Annotated in this window: 15 protein-coding genes; 11 read left to right on the forward strand and 4 right to left on the reverse strand. The window is 69.8% G+C overall.

Annotated features, from left to right (window positions below):
• Positions 1-352 precede the first annotated feature (352 nt).
• Positions 353-955: a hypothetical protein gene (locus ACVTJA_RS39605; protein ID WP_465828200.1), complete on the forward strand. Its 603-nt coding sequence runs from the start codon at positions 353-355 to the stop codon at positions 953-955.
• Between the two features lie 117 nt (positions 956-1,072).
• Here ACVTJA_RS39605 and ACVTJA_RS39610 read toward each other — a convergent pair whose 3' ends face one another.
• On the reverse strand, positions 1,073-2,257 hold the full coding sequence (locus ACVTJA_RS39610; protein WP_465840630.1) for an iron-containing alcohol dehydrogenase: 1,185 nt from the start codon (positions 2,255-2,257) through the stop codon (positions 1,073-1,075).
• 23 nt (positions 2,258-2,280) lie between these two features.
• Entirely contained in the window at positions 2,281-3,741 is a 1,461-nt protein-coding gene (locus tag ACVTJA_RS39615) for a glutamine synthetase family protein (RefSeq protein ID WP_465828201.1), read from the reverse strand.
• A gap of 191 nt (positions 3,742-3,932) precedes the next feature.
• Between ACVTJA_RS39615 and ACVTJA_RS39620 the strand changes: the two genes are divergently transcribed.
• The 5 genes from ACVTJA_RS39620 (at position 3,933) to ACVTJA_RS39640 (ending at position 7,867) form a co-directional block, all read left to right on the forward strand.
• Positions 3,933-4,688 (forward strand): glutamine amidotransferase, encoded by a 756-nt coding sequence (locus ACVTJA_RS39620; RefSeq protein WP_465828203.1) that lies wholly within the window; start codon positions 3,933-3,935, stop codon positions 4,686-4,688.
• Between the two features lie 17 nt (positions 4,689-4,705).
• Positions 4,706-5,209: a hypothetical protein gene (locus tag ACVTJA_RS39625; protein WP_465828204.1), complete on the forward strand. Its 504-nt coding sequence runs from the start codon at positions 4,706-4,708 to the stop codon at positions 5,207-5,209.
• 103 nt (positions 5,210-5,312) lie between these two features.
• The gene (locus ACVTJA_RS39630; protein ID WP_465828206.1) at positions 5,313-6,116 is read left to right on the forward strand and encodes an esterase/lipase family protein; all 804 of its coding nucleotides are present in this window, start codon (positions 5,313-5,315) and stop codon (positions 6,114-6,116) included.
• Between the two features lie 14 nt (positions 6,117-6,130).
• Complete coding sequence (locus tag ACVTJA_RS39635; RefSeq protein WP_465828208.1) at positions 6,131-6,589, forward strand: hypothetical protein; 459 nt, start codon at positions 6,131-6,133, stop codon at positions 6,587-6,589.
• 48 nt (positions 6,590-6,637) lie between these two features.
• Complete coding sequence (locus ACVTJA_RS39640) at positions 6,638-7,867, forward strand: AI-2E family transporter (protein ID WP_465828210.1); 1,230 nt, start codon at positions 6,638-6,640, stop codon at positions 7,865-7,867.
• Positions 7,868-7,876: 9 nt separating this feature from the next.
• On the opposite strand, the gene ACVTJA_RS39645 is transcribed toward ACVTJA_RS39640, so the two are convergent.
• Positions 7,877-8,203 carry a hypothetical protein gene (locus ACVTJA_RS39645; protein WP_465828212.1) on the reverse strand — a complete coding sequence of 109 codons (327 nt, stop codon included), beginning with the start codon at positions 8,201-8,203 and terminating at the stop codon, positions 7,877-7,879.
• A gap of 20 nt (positions 8,204-8,223) precedes the next feature.
• The gene (rho, locus tag ACVTJA_RS39650; protein WP_465828214.1) at positions 8,224-9,834 is read right to left on the reverse strand and encodes a transcription termination factor Rho; all 1,611 of its coding nucleotides are present in this window, start codon (positions 9,832-9,834) and stop codon (positions 8,224-8,226) included.
• 677 nt (positions 9,835-10,511) lie between these two features.
• Between rho and ligA the strand changes: the two genes are divergently transcribed.
• From ligA to ACVTJA_RS39675, 5 genes are all read left to right on the forward strand, one after another.
• Entirely contained in the window at positions 10,512-12,530 is a 2,019-nt protein-coding gene (gene ligA, locus ACVTJA_RS39655) for an NAD-dependent DNA ligase LigA (protein ID WP_465828215.1), read from the forward strand.
• A gap of 18 nt (positions 12,531-12,548) precedes the next feature.
• Entirely contained in the window at positions 12,549-12,836 is a 288-nt protein-coding gene (locus ACVTJA_RS39660; protein ID WP_465828216.1) for an acylphosphatase, read from the forward strand.
• Complete coding sequence (locus tag ACVTJA_RS39665) at positions 12,833-13,276, forward strand: DUF3052 family protein (protein WP_206725572.1); 444 nt, start codon at positions 12,833-12,835, stop codon at positions 13,274-13,276. Before ACVTJA_RS39660 ends, ACVTJA_RS39665 begins: the two co-directional genes overlap by 4 nt.
• A gap of 550 nt (positions 13,277-13,826) precedes the next feature.
• Complete coding sequence (locus ACVTJA_RS39670) at positions 13,827-16,529, forward strand: Rne/Rng family ribonuclease (RefSeq protein WP_465828217.1); 2,703 nt, start codon at positions 13,827-13,829, stop codon at positions 16,527-16,529.
• Between the two features lie 649 nt (positions 16,530-17,178).
• Positions 17,179-18,561: a YhjD/YihY/BrkB family envelope integrity protein gene (locus ACVTJA_RS39675; protein WP_465828218.1), complete on the forward strand. Its 1,383-nt coding sequence runs from the start codon at positions 17,179-17,181 to the stop codon at positions 18,559-18,561.
• The last annotated feature ends 50 nt before the right edge of the window (positions 18,562-18,611 follow it).

Here is an 18,611-nt window from a genome sequence, read left to right on the forward strand (position 1 = left end):
GGACAATCCTCCGCCGCGTTGGCTGCCGAGTGCCGCGACGACGCGGACTGCGAAATCACGCTGGTTCCCGAGGGGGAATGCTGCGCTCGGATGTGCTCCGGCCGAGCGGTGCCGGTAGCGGAGGCCCGGGCCCTCGAAGCGCGCGTGCGCGAGTGCCGGGAGCGCGGAGACCGTTGCGCCATCCCTCCGTGTGCGCCGCCCAGGACACGCCCGGTGGCGGTGTGCACTGGCGGGCGTTGTGGCGTCCGGGAAGTGCCCCGGGAGATGCCATGACCTCCCCCAAGTCCAATGCCGCGAAGTACGCTGGCCTCGCAGACGTTGGTTCTTCCACGCCCCTGGGAGGGAGGGACGCATGAAGCGCTGGAGTGTGGTGCTGGCAATGGCCGCGGTGGCCGCGGCGAGTGGGAGCTGTGACGGGAAGAAGGTGGACCGGCCGGCTCGCGCGCAGTTGCGGAAGACAGGGCCGGCGACGGTGGAGGTCATCCCCGCGGAAGGACAGCTCCCCTATTGCATGCTGTACACGGTGTCCGAGAAGGGCGTCATCCGCCAGCTGACGCTGACGCGGGAGAACCGCTCCATCCGGTGCGACCCGAACAAGCCCATCGCGAACACGAGCTTCCGCATCCCCGTGCAGGAGGGGAAGGTGCTCATGTACATCTTCTTCTCGGATGACCGCATCCCCGCGGGCCCGGTGGCGCAGCAGCTCTATGACTTGCGCGGCCAGGAGCGCATCAACGCCATGGACCTGCGCCTGCCCGGCCGCGTGTTCGTGGAGATGCTGGAGTTCAGCCCCGAGGACACCGCGCCGCCGGTGACGGGCGCGGTGGTGGGCTCGGACGGCGGCACCAATGGCGGCGCGAACGGCAACGGCGCGGGCGGTAATGGCACGGGCGCGCCGGTGCTCCCGGACGGCGGCACCGTGAACGTGCCGGGCTCGTCCTCGAACACCCCCTGAAGTCACACGAGGGAGGCCCCTGGGCCTCCCTCCCGGTTCGAGGCATCACCCGCCATCACGCCACGCGGGCACGGCGGCCGCGAACGGCCGCCTCGGGTCGTCAGGCTCGCGGCCCGCTCAGAAGGCCTCGCGAGCCATGGCCAGCAGGTCGGCCTCGGTCACCTTGCGTGGGTTGCTCAGGTGAGAGGCGTCCTGGAAGGCCTTGTCAGCGATGCGCGGCAGGTCCTTCTCCTGCACGCCCGCGTCGCGCAGCCGCGCGGGAATGCCGATGGCCGCGTTGAGCTTGCGCACGCGGTCGATGGCGTTTCCCGCCAGCACTTCCTCGCGCGAGTTGGACGTGTCCCCCATGGCCTGCGCCACGCGGGCCAGCCGCGCCGTGCACACCGCGCGGTTGAACTCCATCACCACGGGCAGGACGATGGCGTTCGACAGGCCGTGGTGCACGCCGGAGATGGGCGTGAGCGCGTGCGCCAGCGCGTGGCAGGCGCCCAGTCCCTTCTGGAACGCCATGGCGCCCTCCATGGCCGCAACCATCATGTCCGTGCGCGCGGACAGATTGCTGCCCTCCTTCACCGCAGTCACCAGCGAGCGCCCCACGCGGTGGATGCCGTCGATGGCCACCGCGTCCGCCAGCGGGTGGAAGCCATTGGCCAGGTACGCCTCCAGGCAGTGCGTGAAGGCATCCATGCCCGTGGCTGCGGTGACGCCGGGAGGCAACCCCAGCGTCAGCTCCGGGTCGCAGATGGCCGCCTTCGGCAGCAGGTACGGGCTGAAGATGACCGTCTTGCGGCCCGTGTCCTCCAGCGTCACCACGCCCGAGCGCCCGACTTCAGAGCCCGTGCCCGCGGTGGTGGGAATGGCGATGAGCGGCGGTAGGTCATCCCGCACGTACTGGTCGCCGCCCTTCGCGTCGTCGTAGCGGCTGAGCGGCGGCTCGTGCGTGGTGAGGAGCTGCACCAGCTTGCCCGCGTCCAGCGCGCTGCCGCCACCGAGAGCGACGATGCCGTCACAGCCCCCCTTGCGGTACGCCTCCAGGCCGGCGAACACGTCGCGCTCGGTGGGGTTGGGCTCCACGCGGTCGAAGACGGCGCAGTCCAGCCCCGCGCCCTTCAGGACCTCGAGCACGCGCGAGGCGAGCCCCGCCTTCACCACGCCCGCGTCCGTCACCAGCAGCGGACGCTTCATCTTCAATCGCTGGGCCTGGGCGGGGAGCCGCTGCAGCGCGCCAGCGCCGAAGACGATGCGGGTGGGCCACGCCATCTCCGTGACACGGGGCTCGGTGGGGATGTCGAACGGCTTCATCACTGCTTCCTCCGTCGTGCTCATCAGATGAGCTCCAGGTATCGCTCCAGCTCCCAGTTGGTGACGGCGCGCTCGTACTGGCGCACCTCCCACTCGCGCGTGCGCACGTAGTGGTCCACGAAGCCCTCGCCCAGCAACTCCCTCGCGCGCTCGCTGTGCTTCAGGAGCGCCACCGCATCCTTCAGGTTGCGGGGCAGCGGCCGCGCGTCGGTCTCCGCGTACGCGTTGGCGTTGCAGGCCGCGGGCGGCTCCACCTTGTTGCGGATGCCCCACAGGCCCGCGGCCAGGCTCACCGCCATGCCGATGTACGCGTTCATGTCCGCGGCGAGTTGGCGGTACTCGATTCGCATCGCCTTCGCGTTCTCACCGATGACGCGGATGGCGGTGGTGCGGTTCTCCAGGCCCCACGTCGCGGTGGTGGGCGCCCACGTGTTCTCCACGCTGCGCTTGTAGCTGTTGATGGTGGGCCAGTAGAGCGCCGTCAGCTCGGGCATCAGCTCGAGCTGTCCGCCGATGTAGTGCCGCATCAGCCGGCTCATGCCGTGCGGGGCGCCCTCCTCGTGGAAGAGGTTGCGCTCGCCCTTCAAGTCCCACAGCGACTGGTGCACGTGCCCCGAGCAGCCCGGCAGCTTCGCGTTCACCTTCGCCATGAAGCACGCGGTGAGGCCGTGGCGCGCGCAGATTTCCTTCACCACCGTCTTGAAGAGCGCGGCCTTGTCCGCGGCCTTCTCGATGTCGTCGTAGCGGATGGCGCCCTCGAAGACGCCCGGGCCCGTCTCCGTGTGGAAGCCCTCCAGTTCCAGCCCGAAGCCACTGCACCCGTCGATGAGCGCGTGCACCAGCGACGCGTTCTGCGAGGTGCGCAGCCACGAGTAGCCGAACATGCCCGGCGTCAGCGGCGTCAGCGACTGGAAGCCCTTCTCCTTCAGGGTCTGCGGCTGCTCCTTGAAGATGAAGAACTCGTACTCGGCGCCGAAGCGCGGCAGGTAGCCCAGCTCCCGCGCCTGCGCGGCAATCTTCTGGAGCAACTGCCGGGGGCTGGCCTCGAAGGGCGAGCCGTCCTCGTTGACGAAGTCCAGGAGGAAGGCCGCGGTGTCCGGCTCCCAGGGAATGATGCGGCCCGTGGTGGTGTCCACCTTCGCGTGCGCGTCCGGGTAGCCGGTGTGCCAGCCCGTCACCTGCGTGTTGTCGAGCAGCTCGTCGCCCATGTCCCAGCCGAAGACGACGTCGCAGAAGCCCAGCCCGCCCTTGGCGGCGCTGAGGAACTTGTCCACGGAGATGTACTTGCCACGCCAGATGCCGTCGATGTCGGCCGCGGCCACCTTCACCTTCTTCACGCCCCGCTCGTCGAGCCAGCGGCGCAGCGAGTCCGACCCGTTGTCCTCGCGGTGGACGCTGCCGCGTGCGGGCTCGCGCTCCTTGGCTCGGGCCCGGCGGGCCATGGCTGGATGCGTGAGGACCTTCGCCTTGGAACGCGTCGGCATGGATTCATTCCTTCCAGCCACCGTGCCCGGTGGCCTCGTCGTGCGGACTGTCGATGTGCACCTTGGGAGCGATGAGCCGAGGAGTGAGCGAGCAAGCGTCCATCATCGGGATGCCCCAATCACACGGGCGACCCTCTCCCACTGCTCAGGAGCGGACACGCGTGGCACGTGACGTTAGGAACGAGGCACGGATGCGGCAACCTGCCGCGGTGAAGAACGTCCTCTTGCTGAAAGCCGGCGACGCGGCCGAGTCCGTGCGCCTCTCGGTGGGCGACTACGAGCGCTGGTTTCTGCAAACCATCGGACTGTCCCGCTACCGCTTCGACATCCTCCACGTGCACCGCGACGCCCCGCTGCCCGCGAGCGCGGACGGATACGACGTGGTGATGATGACGGGCTCACCCGCGTCGGTGACGCAGCTCGCGCCGTGGATGGAGCGCGCTGCGGACTTCATGGTGGAGGCGGGCGAGCGCGGCATGCCGGTGCTCGGCGTGTGCTTCGGCCAGCAACTCCTCGCGCATGCGTACGGCGGCCGCGTGTCCCGCAATCCGAACGGACGGGAGACGGGCACCGTGGAGGTGACGCTCACCGAGGAGGGCCGCGAGGACGCCCTCTTCGACGGGCTGCCCGAGCGCTTCGCCGTGCAGGCCACCCACGAGGACATCGTCTCCCAGCTTCCCGAGGGCACGCGCGTGCTCGCGGGCAACGCCAACACCTCCGCGCAGGCGCTGGCCTTCCGGAAGAACGTGCGCGGCGTGCAGTTCCACCCCGAGGCCCCCACGGACGCCATCCGCGCGGTCATCCTCGCGCGGCAGGAAGGGCTCGACAGGGACGCCGTCGCACGGGGCGCCGCACCGGGCGAGGGGGTGCCTCGATTGCTCGCGGGCATTTCACCCACTCCCGCCGGACCACGAATCCTGCTGAACTTCCTCGAGCGCTTCACCTGAACCGCCCGAGGCATCCCTTGCCGCGTCTCACAGCTCCGCTCGTCCTCCTTCTCCTCTTCACCTCTGCCTGCTCGGATGGCGACCTGTGCGCGCAGGCTCCGCGCTGCGATGACTCGGAGGCCATCAACTGTGAGACCGCCTGCGCCGTGGGCCCCTGCTCCACCGGGCCCACCGTGCAGGACTGCGGCGCCGGCACCACCTGCACCGTCGTCCCCGGCAATCGGAACGACGCGCGCTTCTACCGCTCGCGCGCGGTGTGCACGTTCGACCTGAAGGTCTGCAGTCCGGCGGACGCGGGCGCGCCGGTGTGCGAGGGAGACCGGCAGGTGCGCGGCTGCAGCGCCTACCTGCGCGACATCCGCGTCCCCTGCTCGCAGGCGGGCCTGTACTTCGCGCAGGTGCCGGCGTGCTGCCAGAGCAGCGGAGACGCGGGCACCGCGGACGGGGGAAGCCCGGACGCCGGTACGGGAGACGGTGGGATTCCCGACGGTGGTGCCCTCGGGGGCGACGCGGGACGTTGAGCACTCCGCGTTCGGAAGCGCCCACGTAGGGGGGCGGGCCGGCGCGCGCGGGGCACGCTCCCTATCCTGTTCGCAGGCGGCGCGGGGAGCGCCGGGGTGCGACATGAATCCTTTCGTCCTGCGGTATCGCCGTTGGAAGCGCCAGCTTCGGGACCTCGCGGGCTACGTGCACCTGGACCCGAACGCCAACCGCATCGTCCGGCGCACGGACTTCACGGACTGCCCCAAGCCGGTGCTGCTGCTGTACGGCTTCTTCAGCACCCGGCGCGTCTTCGAGGTGCTGGAGCACCGGCTGCGGCGGGACGGCTACTGCGTCTGGTCCATCCACCTGGGTGGGGCGATGGACCGCTTCAATACCTACGGCATCGACGTACTGGCCAGGAAGGTCCGCGAGAAGGTGGAGCGCATGTACTCGCGCTTCCCGGGCATGGGGCCGCTCACCATCATGGGCCACTCGAAGGGCGGCCTCATCGGCAGCTACTACGTGAAGCGGCTGGGTGGGGACCAGCGCGTGCGCAGCCTGATGACGCTGGGCACGCCACACCTGGGCTCGCGGCTGGCGTACCTGGGTTGCGCGACGCTGGGCTGGTTCAGCCGCAGCATGTGGCAGCTCACGCCGGTGTCGCCCTTCCTCAAGCAGCTCCGCATGGGCGCCTTCCCGCGCGACGTGCGCCTGGTGTCCCTCTACTCGCGCATGGACGGGGTGACGCGCTGGCCCTCGGCCATGGTGGACGTGGAGGGGCAGCCCAACGTCTTCAACATCGAGGTGCCCGGGGTGAGCCACGGCGAGCTGCTCACCAAACGGTCGGTGTACGAGGTCATCCGCCGCGAGCTGGCCCTGGGCTACGGAGAGCCCGCCCCGCCCCCGTTGCTGCGCGCGCTGTCGCTGCCGGCTTCAGCGTCCTGAGGTAGAGAGGAAGCATGCCGTCGCGCTGGGACCACCTCTTCGACCTCAAGCCCGTCACCCTTCTGGAACAACTCCTGGAGGAGGTGGCGCGGATATTGGCCAAGGACCTCCAGCAGTGGCCTCCGCCGGTGCAGGAGCTGGATTTGGACACGGGAGGCAGCTTCGCGCCCCTCTTCACCGAGCCCCGTCCGCGCCCCTCGCCCGCCGTCTACACCGAGGCGCTGCGGCTGACGCGCTGGGAGCTGTCGCACGAGGCGGAGGCGTATGACGAGTACATGCGCAACAAGCGCTACCTGGAGCACGGCCTGGGGCCGGACGACCGCCTGCCCCTGCTCTTCCTCAGCCGCTGGCTCACCGAGCAGATGACGGGCCTGGGCGAAGCCACCGAGGGGCGCATCAAGCGCAAGCACATGCGCGAGTGCCTGGACAAGTTGGAGTCGAAACTTCGGCTCGAGCTGGAGCCACGCGCCTGACGGGCTCCCACCTTGCCAGGGAAGGGGTACTGCCATAAGCCCGTGCCCATGTCGCAGCCCCAGGACGTTTCCTCCATCTCCCGCACCCCATCGGACGAACGGCGCAAGCGACTGCTCATCCTCGGGGCGCTGTGGTTCTCCATCGCGGTGGCGCTGGTTGCCTTCCGCTCGGTGGTGATGCCCTTCGCCGGCGCGGCGCTCATCGCCTATCTCGTGCAGCCGCTCGTCGCGCGCATCACCCGGTGGAAGGTGGCGGGCCGGCCCGTGCCGCGCTGGGTGGCGATTCTGCTCATCTACGCGGGCTTCTTCGTGGCCGTGTACCTCTTCTTCGTCGCGCTGGTGCCGCAGCTCTACCGCGAGCTGGCCCGCGTCAGCCGCGATGCCATGACCTTCGCCAACTCGCTCACGCCGGAGCACGTGCAGGAACTGGCGCAGAAGGGCGAGGCGTGGCTCACCGAGCGTGGCATCCCCGTGGCCCTCTCCAACCGCGCGCTGGAGGGCGCGGACGACGCGGCCCACGCGGGCCAGTTCAGCCTCGCGCTGGATTTGGAGCAGCTGCTCGGGGACACGGTGAAGCGTGCCTCATCGCTGGCGCGGGAGAACCTGGGCGACATCGTCAACGTGTCGCGCAGCATCGTCGCCGGCGTGGCGGCGAGCGTGTTCATGCTGTTCTTCGTGCTGATGGTGGGCGCGTTCTTCTCCATCGACGCGCAGGCCATCCGCCGCTACTTCGGCACGCTGATTCCGCCGGAGTCCATCCACGACGCGCGCCAGCTCGTCCAGCGCATCGACCGCTCCCTTTCGGGCGTGGTGCGCGGCCAGGTCACCATCTGCATCGTCAACGGCGCGCTCACCTTCGTGGGGCTCTTGCTGTTCGGCGTGAAGTTCGCGTTCCTGCTCGCCACCATCGCCACGCTGCTCAGCCTCATCCCCATCTTCGGCACCATCCTCAGCTCGGTGCCCATCGTCCTCATCGCGCTCGCGGACGGCTTCCAGAAGGCCCTGGCGATTCTGGCGTGGATTGTCGGCATCCACGCGCTGGAGGCGTACTTCCTCAATCCCAAAATCATGGGACAGGCGGCGCACCTCCACCCCGTCATCGTCGCCTTCTCGCTGATTGCAGGAGAGCGGCTCTTCGGCCTGATGGGCGCGCTCTTCGCCGTGCCCGTCGCCTCCATCCTCGTGGCGTGCTTCGACTACGCACGCATGAAGGCCCAGCCGGCGCCCGTGGTGGTGGCACCGGTGGAGGCGGAAGCGGCGCGGCCTCCGGCGGCGTAGCGCAGGCGCTCACGGATTCGCGGTGCAGGCGGAGTCGCAGCGGGAGCCGCGGCAGATGGGGATGCAGCGGCCGCAGTCGATGGAGCCCGCCGGACAGCCCCCCGTGCATCTGACACCGCTGCACGACGGGCCTTCTGTCACGTGGGTGACAGCGGTGCCGAGCCCACAGCAGGCATCGGCCACGCAGTCGTCATCGCTGTAGCAGGTCTTGTCGGACAGCACCGGCGGAGGGTCATCCGTCGGCGGGTCCAGGGTGCCCAAATCGCATCCCGCCATCCCTCCGAGTGTCACTCCCACGACAAGGGAGAACAGGCGGATGAGCACGGGGCGGCGCATGGGCCCTCCTATCCGGTGGTTTACCGGTTCATCGAGCCGAGGAAGTCGGCGTTCGACGCCGTCGGACGCATGTGCTTGAGCACAAATTCCATCGCGTCAATCGGCGTGAACGGATGGAGCACCTGGCGCAGGGCGGTAATGCGCACGAGGTCGCCCGGCGGCAAGAGCAACTCCTCCTTACGCGTGCCGGACTTGTTGATGTCCAGCGTCGGGAAGATGCGCTTCTCCATCAGCTTCCGGTCCAGGACGATTTCAGAGTTACCGGTGCCCTTGAACTCCTCGAAGATGACCTCGTCCATGCGGCTGCCGGTGTCGATGAGCGCGGTGCCGATGATGGTCAGCGAGCCGCCCTCCTCGATGTTGCGCGCGGCGCCGAAGAAGCGCTTCGGCTTGTGGAGCGCGTTGGCGTCCACGCCGCCGGACAGAATCTTGCCGGACGCGGGCACCACCGTGTTGTAGGCGCGCGCCAGACGCGTAATCGAGTCCAGCAGGATGCAGACGTCGTACTTCTGCTCGACGAGGCGCTTGGCCTTGTCGATGACCATCTCCGCCACCTGCACGTGGCGCGTGGCGGGCTCGTCGAACGTCGAGGACACCACCTCGCCGCGCACGCTGCGCTCCATGTCCGTCACTTCCTCGGGGCGCTCGTCCACGAGCAGCACGATGAGGTAGACGTCCGGGTGGTTGCGGCTGATGGCGTGCGCGATGTTCTGCAGGAGCACCGTCTTACCGGCCTTCGGTGGCGCCACGATGAGGCAGCGCTGGCCCAGGCCGATGGGGCAGAACATGTCGATGATGCGCGTGGTCATCTCCGACGACTCGTGCTCCAGCTTGAGCTTGCGCGTCGGATAGAGCGGCGTGAGGTTGTCGAACAGGATGCGCTCGCGCGCCGCGTCCGACATCGGGTCCGCGAAGTTGACCGTGTCCACCTTCTGCAGCGCGAAGAAGCGCTCGCCCTCGCGCGGCTGACGGATGGGGCCCGTCACCGTGTCGCCGGGCCGCAGGTTGAAGCGGCGCACCTGCGACGGGGACACGTAGATGTCGTCCGGGCTGGGCTGGTAGTCGCTGTCCGCGCTGCGCAGGAAGCCGAAGCCGTCGCTGAGCAGTTCCAGCACGCCTTCCGCGTGGACCTCGAAGCGCTTGTCCGCGATGCCGCCGAGCAGCGCGAAGATGAGGTCCTGCTTCTTCAGGCCCTGGTAGCCCTCGATGCCCGTGTCGTGGGCCATCTTCGCCAGGTCCGTGATCTTCATCCGCTTCAGGTCGTTCAGCTTGATGACCTGCATCGGCGCGCCGTCGCGCGTGACTTCCGTAATCGCGGGGGCCTCGGGGGCCTCCGGAGCAGGAGCCAGGGCGGCGGCCGGCTGCTCCTCCTCACCACCGGAGATGCGCGCCTCCTGCAGGTCGTCGTCGCGCACGGGGCGGGAAATGGGGGTGAGCACCGGGCGGGGCGGCTCGGCGGCGACCTCGGGCTCGGCGGCGGCTTCGTCGTCGCGGCGAGCGCGGCGGGTGCGTGAGGGCTTCTCGGTTTCGTCCCGGTCGGCCGTCTTCGCCGCGCGCTTGCGGCGGGGCTTTTCGTCGGCCTCCACCTCGGTGGCGACAACCTTCTCTCTCGAAGTACGGGCTTTGCGCATGTCTGTAACGCTTGGGGAGGAACGGGGCGACCGAGGCGTCGGACGGGGGGAAATGCGGGGAGATGTCCGCGCGGCCCTCGGAAGCACCTTCCAGGAGGACGGCCCCGCCGGAATCCCTGAACGGGACTGCGCGGGCGTGAGGCCTGGTGGTTGGGAAGAGACGGCGCCGTCGAAACACCTGCGCCATGAACCGCGCGGGGACGTTATTGACCCCCTCCTGAGCTGTCAAGGCATCCTTGCTTGGCCCGGGGTCCATCTCTTCCTGATGACCAACAGGAGATGGAAGGCCCACATTTCCGCGAGCCCCCCGGCCCGCATGTCACGCTTCGTTTCGGAAGCAAGGACTCCGCGGGTTGCCGCGCGAAGGGGCCCGCGCCGGGAGGCAACACGCACGCCCGTCCTCCCCTTCCCCACCCGCTCCGCGAGGGCGTGCCACCATCACCTCCCGGCCGCATCCACGGGGTCTTCCACCGCGCCGTGCGCCCCGTCGGCGACCGCGAAGGCCCACGGGTCCGGAACTCGCGTCCTACCCCGTGGGTGGTCGCCGCGGCCAGTGGCGTGTCCATCCTGGAGGGACGTGCCGTCATGTCGGCCCTCCGCTCTAGATTGCGCGGACGCTGGAGGCCCGCGTGAGGCGCGCTCTCCGGCGGTGGGTTTTGAGGTAAGGACCGCACATCGTGGACGACTTCCAGAAAGCCGAAGCCCGAGCCCGCGAGCTCCGCCGTGAGCTGGCGCACCACAACTACCGCTACTACGTGCTCGACTCGCCGGAGATCAGCGACGCGCAGTACGACAAGCTGATGCGTGAGCTGCAGGCGCTGGAGGACAAGCACCCCTCCCTGCAGACGCCGGACTCGCCCACCCAGCGCGTGGGCGGCGCGGCGGTGGAGGAGTTCGGGGAGGTGGTCCACCGCGTCCCCATGCTCTCGCTCGCCAACATCTTCGATGATGAAGGCCTCCAGGAGTTCGACGAGCGCATCCGCAAGCTGGTGGGGCTGCCCTCGGTCACCTACGTGTGCGAGCCGAAGCTCGACGGCCTGGCCATCTCCCTGCGCTACGAGAAGGGCGTCTTCGTGCAGGGCGCCACGCGCGGCGACGGCAACAAGGGCGAGGACGTCACGGCCAACCTGCGGACCGTGCGCAGCCTGCCCATGGAGCTGCTGCCACAGGACGGCGTGAAGGTGCCCGCGCTGCTCGAGGTGCGCGGCGAGGTCTTCATCCGCAAGGTGGACTTCCAGAAGCTCAACGAGAAGCGCGAGGAGGAGGGAGAGCCGCTCTTCGCCAACCCGCGCAACGCCGCGGCCGGCAGCCTGCGCCAGTTGGACCCGAAGATGACGGCCGCGCGCCCGCTGTCCATCTACCTCTACGAGTGCGTCCCCGGCGACGGCGTGCCGGACTTCACCTCGCACATCGAGAAGCTGGAGTACCTGAAGACGCTCGGCCTGCCCATCAACCGCTACGTCCGCGCCGAGGGCATCGACGGGGTCCGCCAGGGGCACGACGCCTCCCTCAAGGGCCGCCACGAGCTGCCCTTCGAGGTGGACGGCATGGTGGTGAAGGTGGACAGCGAGGACCTGCGCAAGCGCCTGGGCCAGGTCTCCAAGAGCCCGCGCTGGGCCGTGGCGTACAAGTTCCCTCCCGAGGAGGAGTCCACGCTGGTGGAGGACATCGGCATCCAGGTGGGCCGCACGGGCGCGCTGACGCCGGTGGCGCACCTGAAGCCGGTGAAGGTGGGCGGCGTCATGGTGGCGCGCGCCACGCTGCACAACGAGGACGAGCTGCGCCGCAAGGACGTGCGCCGGGGCGACACCGTCTTCGTGCGCCGCGCGGGTGACGTGATTCCGGAAATCGTCTCCGTGGTGCCCTCCAAGCGCCCCCAGGACTCCAAGCCCTTCGAGTTCCCCAAGCACTGCCCGGTGTGCGGCGCGGCGGCGGTGAAGGACGAGGACGGGGCCATCATCCGCTGCACCGGCGCCTCGTGCCCCGCGCAGCTCGTGGAGAAAATCCGCCACTTCGCCAGCCGCATCGCGATGGACATCGAAGGCCTGGGCGACAAGCTGGCCGCGCAGCTCGTGTCCACCGGCACGGTGAAGACCTTCGCGGACCTCTATGCGCTCACGAAGGAGAAGCTGCTGACGCTGGAGCGCATGGGGGACAAGAGCGCGGACAACCTGCTGGAGTCGGTGGAGCACTCCAAGCAGACCACCCAGCGCCGCTTCCTCTACGCGCTGGGCATCCGCCACGTGGGCGACGCCACGGCCAAGGCCCTGGCGGAAGCCTTCCCGGATGTGCGCCAGCTCTTCACGGCGAGCCTGGAGGACATCACCCGCGTGAAGGACGTGGGCCCCGTCATGGCCCAGGTCATCCATTCCTTCTTCCAGGAGCCGCAGAACCGCGAGGCGGTGGAGGCGCTGCTGCGCGCGGGCGTCTCCCCGGCCCCGCCCCAGGTGGCCTCGGGCGGCCCGTTCGTGGGAAAGACGGTGGTGCTCACCGGGGCCATGACGGGTATGACGCGCGAGCAGGCGAAGGAGGAGGTCGAGCGGCGTGGCGGCAAGGTGGCGGGAAGTGTCTCGCGCAAGACCGATTTTCTCGTTGCCGGCGATGATGCCGGTAGCAAGCTGAAGAAGGCGCAGGAACTCGGGGTAAGAATCCTGGACGAGCAGGCGTTCCTGCAGCTTCTGCAGTCCAACGCCTAGAGGTGAGGCTTGGGGTCCATGAGTGGCGCGCGGCGGGTGACGCTGCGAATCGAGGGCAAGGTGCAGGGCGTCTTCTTCCGTGAGAGCGCCCGCGTCGAGGCCTCACGCCTGGGCCTCTCCGGCTGGGTGCGCAACCGCTCCGACGGCGCCGTGGAGGCCGTGGCGGAGGGCGCACCCACCGCTCTGGAAGAATTCATCCGCTGGTGTCATCGCGGTCCGCAGCAGGCGCGCGTCACGGGAGTGGAGCGCACGGACGGCGAGGCCACCGGCGAGTTCGGTCATTTCATCGTGGAGCGCACGTCATGACGCCCTACGCGCTGGCTTCCCTGCCGGCCATGCTGGGCATCCGGGCCGGGTCCAAGGTCTCCGTCATCAACCCGCCGCGGGGCTTCGTGCAGAAGCTCAACCCGCTGCCGGATGGGGTGGAGTTCCTCATCACCGCGCAGACAGGCCTGGATGTCATCCTCTTCTTCACCTCGGACGCGCAGGAGCTGGTGCAGCGGCTGCCGGCGCTGGCGCGCGCCATGGCCCTCACCGGCGGCATCTGGGTGTGCTGGCCCGGCGGCGAGGGCGTGAAAACGAGCCTCTCCGAGGACTTCGTGCGTCACGCGGCGCTCGACATCGGCCTCGTGGACAACAAAATCTGCCTCATCGACGCCACGTGGACGGGCCTGAGGCTGGTGCGCCGGCCTCGTGGGCGGCTGGACAAACCCGAGGGCCGCAAGCAGGCCCCGGCCCAGGCCTGAAGCCCGGCCGGGCAGGCACCCATCATCTGCCCGACAGTGGATGGAAGCCGTTTCTCGGCTTTACACCGTGGGCAGGCGGTGGAAAACTCCTCGTGTTTCTGGACGGTTGTGTGACGCTCCGCGTTGTCGGAGGTCGGGTCCGGTAGGGATTTTGACGGGTTGCGCTTCCAGTCTTTCCGGGCGCGCCAGCTGCACCGAGGCTCCAGTCGCCCCCCCAAGGTGGCCCAGAGAGGGCACCGACCGGGTGCGGATAGAAGAGCGGGCGGCACGCGCGTGGTGGAGGGATTCGAGCGCGGTGAAGAAGACAAGGCCTCGCCCGGCACGGTGCCGGTCGCAATGCGGGGCGACATGAACTCGGAGGAGCAGGCGGTGGTCCCCTCGGCCCTCGACAGCGCGAGACGCATCTCACCCGGACGTACCGGGCGGGTCGGCTTCGCCGGAGGTCCACCGGAGGCCGCCTCTCCCATCGCAGCGTGCTCGGAGGCGCGGCGTCTTGCCGCCTCCCGTCCGGTGAGGTCCGCCCTACCGCGCGCGCGTGCAGGATTCGTCCATGAGCAGCATCCTGGTCATCAACGCCGCGGGTCGCGAGACGCGCGTGGCGCTCGTCGAGGGCGGCCACATCGCGGAGTTCTACCTCGAGCGTAAGAAGGACAAGGGCGTTGTAGGAAACATCTACAAGGGCCGCGTCGTCCGGGTGCTCCCCGGCATGCAGGCCGCCTTCGTCGACATCGGCCTGGAGAAGGCCGCCTTCCTCTACGTCAGTGACGTCGTCTACGACCCCGACTTCGCGCGCGCCCAGTTCGAGCTGACCGAGGGCGAGCACGAGGACGCGCCGGACGTCCCCACCGAGTCCGAGGCCGACGCCGCCGAGGCCGCCGCCCACACCCATGGCCCCGTGGTGGAGGCCGAGGTGGAGGAGCTGACGGGCGAGGCCGCCTTGCACCTCGCCGAGTCGCTGCCGCGCGACACCGTGATGGAGCTGGCCGCCAATGCGCCGGCCGTGAGCATTCCGGAGCGCGCGCCCGCGCCGGTGGAGACGGCGGAGCCCACGGCCACCGCCGAGGCCCCCGCCGTCAGCGAGGCGCCCGAGTCCTCCGCCGTGGCCACGGCCCCGGTGCCCGAGGTGACGGAGGCGACGCCGGTGCCCGCTCCGGAGGCCGCCGAGGCCGCCGAGGCCGCCGAGGCCGCCGAGGTGCCGTCCACGGAGTCCACGACGGACGCGAGCGTCACCGCCGCCGCGGTGGCCGCGGCGATGCTCCAGGCCGAGCCGCCTCCGCCGGCGGCCACGGCGCTGGGCGAAATCGTTCCCCCGCCCGCCGCCGGCGAATCCGCTCCGGCGCCGGCCGCGCGGCCCGCTGAAGTCTCCGGTGAGCGCCGCACGCCGCGCGAGGCGCGGGAGGCCCGCGAGCCGCGCTCCCGCGAGGGCCGGGAGAAGGACCGCGAGAAGGACAAGGGCCGGCGCCAGCAGGAGGAGAAGCGCCGCGACAAGCGCGACGAGGAGAAGGAGAAGCCCAAGCAGCGCCGCACGGACAAGATTGAGGACCTGCTGAAGGTGGGGCAGGAGGTGGTGGTCCAGATTTCGAAGGACCCCATCGGCACGAAGGGCGCGCGGCTCACCTCGCACATCTCCATCCCCGGCCGTCACCTGGTCTTCATGCCCACGGTGGACCACGTGGGCATCAGCCGCCGCATCTCCAACGAGAAGGAGCGCCGCCGGCTGCGCGAAATCGTGGACAAGATGCGCCCGCCCGGGACGGGCTTCATCGTCCGCACGGTGGCGGAGAACGTTCCCCAGGAGAAGCTGGAGAGCGACATCCGGTTCCTCATCGAGGTGTGGAACCAGGTGGTGCGCCGCAACGAGAAGCGCGGCGGCCCGGGCCTCCTTCACCCGGACCTGGACCTCATCCTGCGTGCCACGCGCGACCTCTTCGCGCACGACGTGGAGAAGCTCGTCGTCGATGACCGCGAGGAGTACGAGCGGATTCTCGGCTTCGTCACCGCGCAGGACCCGGCGCTGAGAGACCGTGTCGCGCTGCACGAGGGCGACGACACCGTCTTCGACGCGTACGGCATCGAGCAGGAGCTGCAGCGCGCCACCCAGCGCAAGGTGTGGCTGAAGAGCGGCGGCTACCTCATCATCGACCAGGCCGAGGCGCTCACCGCCATCGACGTCAACTCGGGCCGCTACGTCGGCAAGAAGAGCCTCGAGGAGACGATTACGAAGATCAACGTCGAGGCGGCCAAGGAGATTGTCTACCAGCTCCGGCTGCGCAACATCGGCGGCATCATCATCTGCGACTTCATCGACATGGAGAAGGCGCAGAACCGGGACAAGGTCTTCAAGGCGCTGCAGGAGGCGCTGGGCCGCGACAAGGCGAAGACGAACGTGCTGCGCATCTCCGAGCTGGGCCTCGTGGAGATGACGCGCAAGCGCGTGCGCGAGTCCATCGGCCGCATGCTGCACGAGGACTGCCCGTACTGCGACGGCAACGGCTTCGTGAAGACGGCCACCACGGTGGCGTACGAAATCTTCCGCGAGATTCGCCGCGAGGCGCCGGGCTACAAGGACTCCACGCTGGTCATCAACTGCAACGCGGAGGTGGCGCGCCTGCTCCAGGGCGAGGAGCGCAACGAGCTGCGGCACCTGATGGACCGGTACAACAAGTCCATCCAGGTCAAGGCGCAGCAGAACTACCACCGCGAGCAGTACGACATCTACGGCCGCTCGGCCACGGGCCCCGAGCACAAGGTGGCCTCGTCGCCGGGCTCCGGTGACGGCGAGCTGGCCATGCAGCAGCGCAAGCCGGACAGCAACGGCGGCGGCGGCTACGGGCGCCAGGACCAGGGCCGCCGCGGCGGCAGGGACCGCGACCGTGGTGAGCGTGGAGACCGCGGCGGTGGCGAGCGCGGAGACCGCGGCGGCGACCGGCGAGATGACCGCCGAGAGGGCCGTCGTCCCGACCGGGGCGGCGACCGTCCTCGGGGTGACCGGGGTGGTGAGCAGCGAGGTGGTGAGCAGCGCGGCGGCGAGCGTGGTGAGCGCGGAGACCGGGGCGGTGAGCGCGGCGAGCGTGGAGACCGGGGCGAGCGCGGTGAGCGCCGGGGTGGCGAACGCGGCGAGCGCGGGGACCGTGGCGGTGAGCGCGGCGGCCAGGGCTCTTCTGGTGGTGAGGGCGGTGGAGGCTCGACGCCTCCGGCTCCGCCTTCGTCGTCGGGTGGCGGCTCCGAGCCGTCGGGCGGCGGCGCGGCCTGAGTGTCCGCGGTGTGAATCCGACGCTTCGTCCCGCGGCTCAATGACGGCCGCGGGGCGAGGGCGCGGAGTTCCGCTGCGCGTTCGACTTCAACTTCCAGCCCTGAAGCCTCGTGACGGCCGCAGGGCGAGGGCGCCGGGCTCCTGTTCAGCGAGTGAGCCCACCTCGTCATGAGGCTGCGTGAAGCCCGTTGGGCGAGAGCACCTGCGCGCTGACTCGCGTGTGAATCCGTCCCTTCCCCCTGAGGCCGCGTGACGGCCACGGCGCCGGGGGCTGCTGCGCGTTTGACTCCAGTGCGCCCCTGACACCGCGTGACGGCCGCAGGCAGGGCGAGGGAGCAGGCCTCCTGAATCACCGCGCCGTGAGTCCATCCGGCGCGGCCCCGGCCGTGACTCACCTCCGCGTCGGACGGCTGTGTCGGCTGGGAGGCGCTGTCCCTCCAGGCGTCCTGGGGCGGACTGGCCCCGGGGGCCTCGATTTGGCTACCCTTGGGGCCCCCTGCCGCGGGGCGTCGTCAGCTCCGGGGCCCGGCCAGCTCCCTCGGATGATTTCTTCCTTTCCCCCACGCGGGCCGACCCTTACGAGGCGCCGTATCGCCTGTTGCGAGCGGGCGCATGCCCACCCGCCTCGCAATGTCTGGGGGAGACTGTAATGGCCAACCCGCTGACGTGGATGCGGGCCACCCGGGACAGAACGCTGGCCTGGGCCCTCCGAATCTGGGCGCCCGCCCAGCGCACCCAGGTGGGGCGCTTCGCGACGGACACCTTCATGGCCGCGCGCACCGTGGCCCAGGGCTTCCGCGGGGAGAACCTGCGGCTGCGCGCCGCCGCGCTGACCTACATCAGCATGTTCTCCCTGGTGCCCCTGCTGACGGTGGCCCTGGTGCTGCTCAGCGCCTTCCACCAGGAGGGCTTCAAGGCCGAGCTGCGGCGTGTCGTGGGCGAGCTGCTGGACCCGGGCGTGGTGGGCAAGACGTCCGAATTCCTCGACCGGTACCTCCAGCCCAGCAACCGCATTGCCATCGGCAGCGTGGGCTTCCTCGCGGTGATGATGTCCGCGGGCTCGCTGCTCCGTCAGCTCGATGGCGCGGTGAATGAGCTCTGGGGCATCCGCCGCCAGCGCCCCTGGGGCATCCGCCTGCTCATCTACGGAGGCCTGCTGCTACTCGGCCCCTTCTTCCTCTCGGTCTCCTTCTCCGGGACGGGCAAGGTCCGCGACTTCCTGCAGACACACGCCCCCCACGCCCCCGCCTTCATCTTCGTGGGCACCACCCTCGTCGCCATCGCCAGCCTCACCCTGCTCTACTTCTGGACGCCCTACTCCCACGTGCGCGTGCGCTCGGCCCTCGCGGGAGGGCTGGTGGCGGGCCTGGGGTGGATGGTGGCCAAGCAGGTCTACGCCGAGTTCGCGCTCCGCAGCTTCCGCCACAACCCCATCTACGCATCCCTCAGCGCGCTGCCCCTGTTCCTCGCCTGGGTGTACGTGAGCTGGCTGCTGCTCCTCTTCGGAGCCCGCCTCTCCTACGCCGTGGAGCACGCCGCGTTCCGGGACTCGCTCTTCGCCTTCGGCAGCCACCCGCGCGCGCACGAGCTGGTGGCCTCCCGCATCGCCCAGGAGGCCACGCTCGCCTGGGTGGATGGGACGCAGGCCCCCACGCCCCGCGAGCTGGCGACCCGTCTCCGGGTCCCCGAGTCGCTCGTCCACGAAGTCGTGGACCGTATGGTGGAGGCGGAACTGCTGGAGCGCCTGCGCCGCGGAGGCCTCCGCCCCGCGAGGGACCCGGCCACCCTCACCCTGGCGGACACCACCCTGGCCGTGCACGGGGTGATGATCAGCGGCGACTCGAAGTCGTGGAACGGCCCCCGCGCGCCCGGCTTCGAGCAGATGGAGCCCCTCTTCCAGGAAGCCGACTGCGCCGGCATCGAGATGCTGCGCCGCACCCGCTGGCTGGACCTGGTGGTGCCCCTGCGCCCGGGACTGGCCGAGCCCGTGGCTTCCGAGCCACCCAGGGTGGCGGCCAGCGGAAATCCGTAAAGGTTCTGGGTGGTTGGCAGTCCACCTCGCTTGCATGGGGGAGGCGTTCT

It is taken from the genome of Pyxidicoccus sp. M6 (assembly GCF_055568925.1).

Coding starts and splice junctions, on each gene's coding strand:
- ACVTJA_RS39645 (WP_465828212.1), bottom strand. CDS start 8,203: ATGCGCCGCCCCGTGCTCATCCGCCTGTTCTCCCTTGTCGTGGGAGTG.
- ACVTJA_RS39610 (WP_465840630.1), bottom strand. CDS start 2,257: ATGAAGCCGTTCGACATCCCCACCGAGCCCCGTGTCACGGAGATGGCG.
- ACVTJA_RS39615 (WP_465828201.1), bottom strand. CDS start 3,741: ATGCCGACGCGTTCCAAGGCGAAGGTCCTCACGCATCCAGCCATGGCC.
- ACVTJA_RS39675 (WP_465828218.1), top strand. CDS start 17,179: ATGGCCAACCCGCTGACGTGGATGCGGGCCACCCGGGACAGAACGCTG.
- ACVTJA_RS39660 (WP_465828216.1), top strand. CDS start 12,549: ATGAGTGGCGCGCGGCGGGTGACGCTGCGAATCGAGGGCAAGGTGCAG.
- ACVTJA_RS39635 (WP_465828208.1), top strand. CDS start 6,131: ATGCCGTCGCGCTGGGACCACCTCTTCGACCTCAAGCCCGTCACCCTT.
- ACVTJA_RS39670 (WP_465828217.1), top strand. CDS start 13,827: ATGAGCAGCATCCTGGTCATCAACGCCGCGGGTCGCGAGACGCGCGTG.
- ACVTJA_RS39620 (WP_465828203.1), top strand. CDS start 3,933: ATGCGGCAACCTGCCGCGGTGAAGAACGTCCTCTTGCTGAAAGCCGGC.
- ACVTJA_RS39630 (WP_465828206.1), top strand. CDS start 5,313: ATGAATCCTTTCGTCCTGCGGTATCGCCGTTGGAAGCGCCAGCTTCGG.
- ACVTJA_RS39640 (WP_465828210.1), top strand. CDS start 6,638: ATGTCGCAGCCCCAGGACGTTTCCTCCATCTCCCGCACCCCATCGGAC.
- rho (WP_465828214.1), bottom strand. CDS start 9,834: ATGCGCAAAGCCCGTACTTCGAGAGAGAAGGTTGTCGCCACCGAGGTG.
- ACVTJA_RS39605 (WP_465828200.1), top strand. CDS start 353: ATGAAGCGCTGGAGTGTGGTGCTGGCAATGGCCGCGGTGGCCGCGGCG.
- ACVTJA_RS39665 (WP_206725572.1), top strand. CDS start 12,833: ATGACGCCCTACGCGCTGGCTTCCCTGCCGGCCATGCTGGGCATCCGG.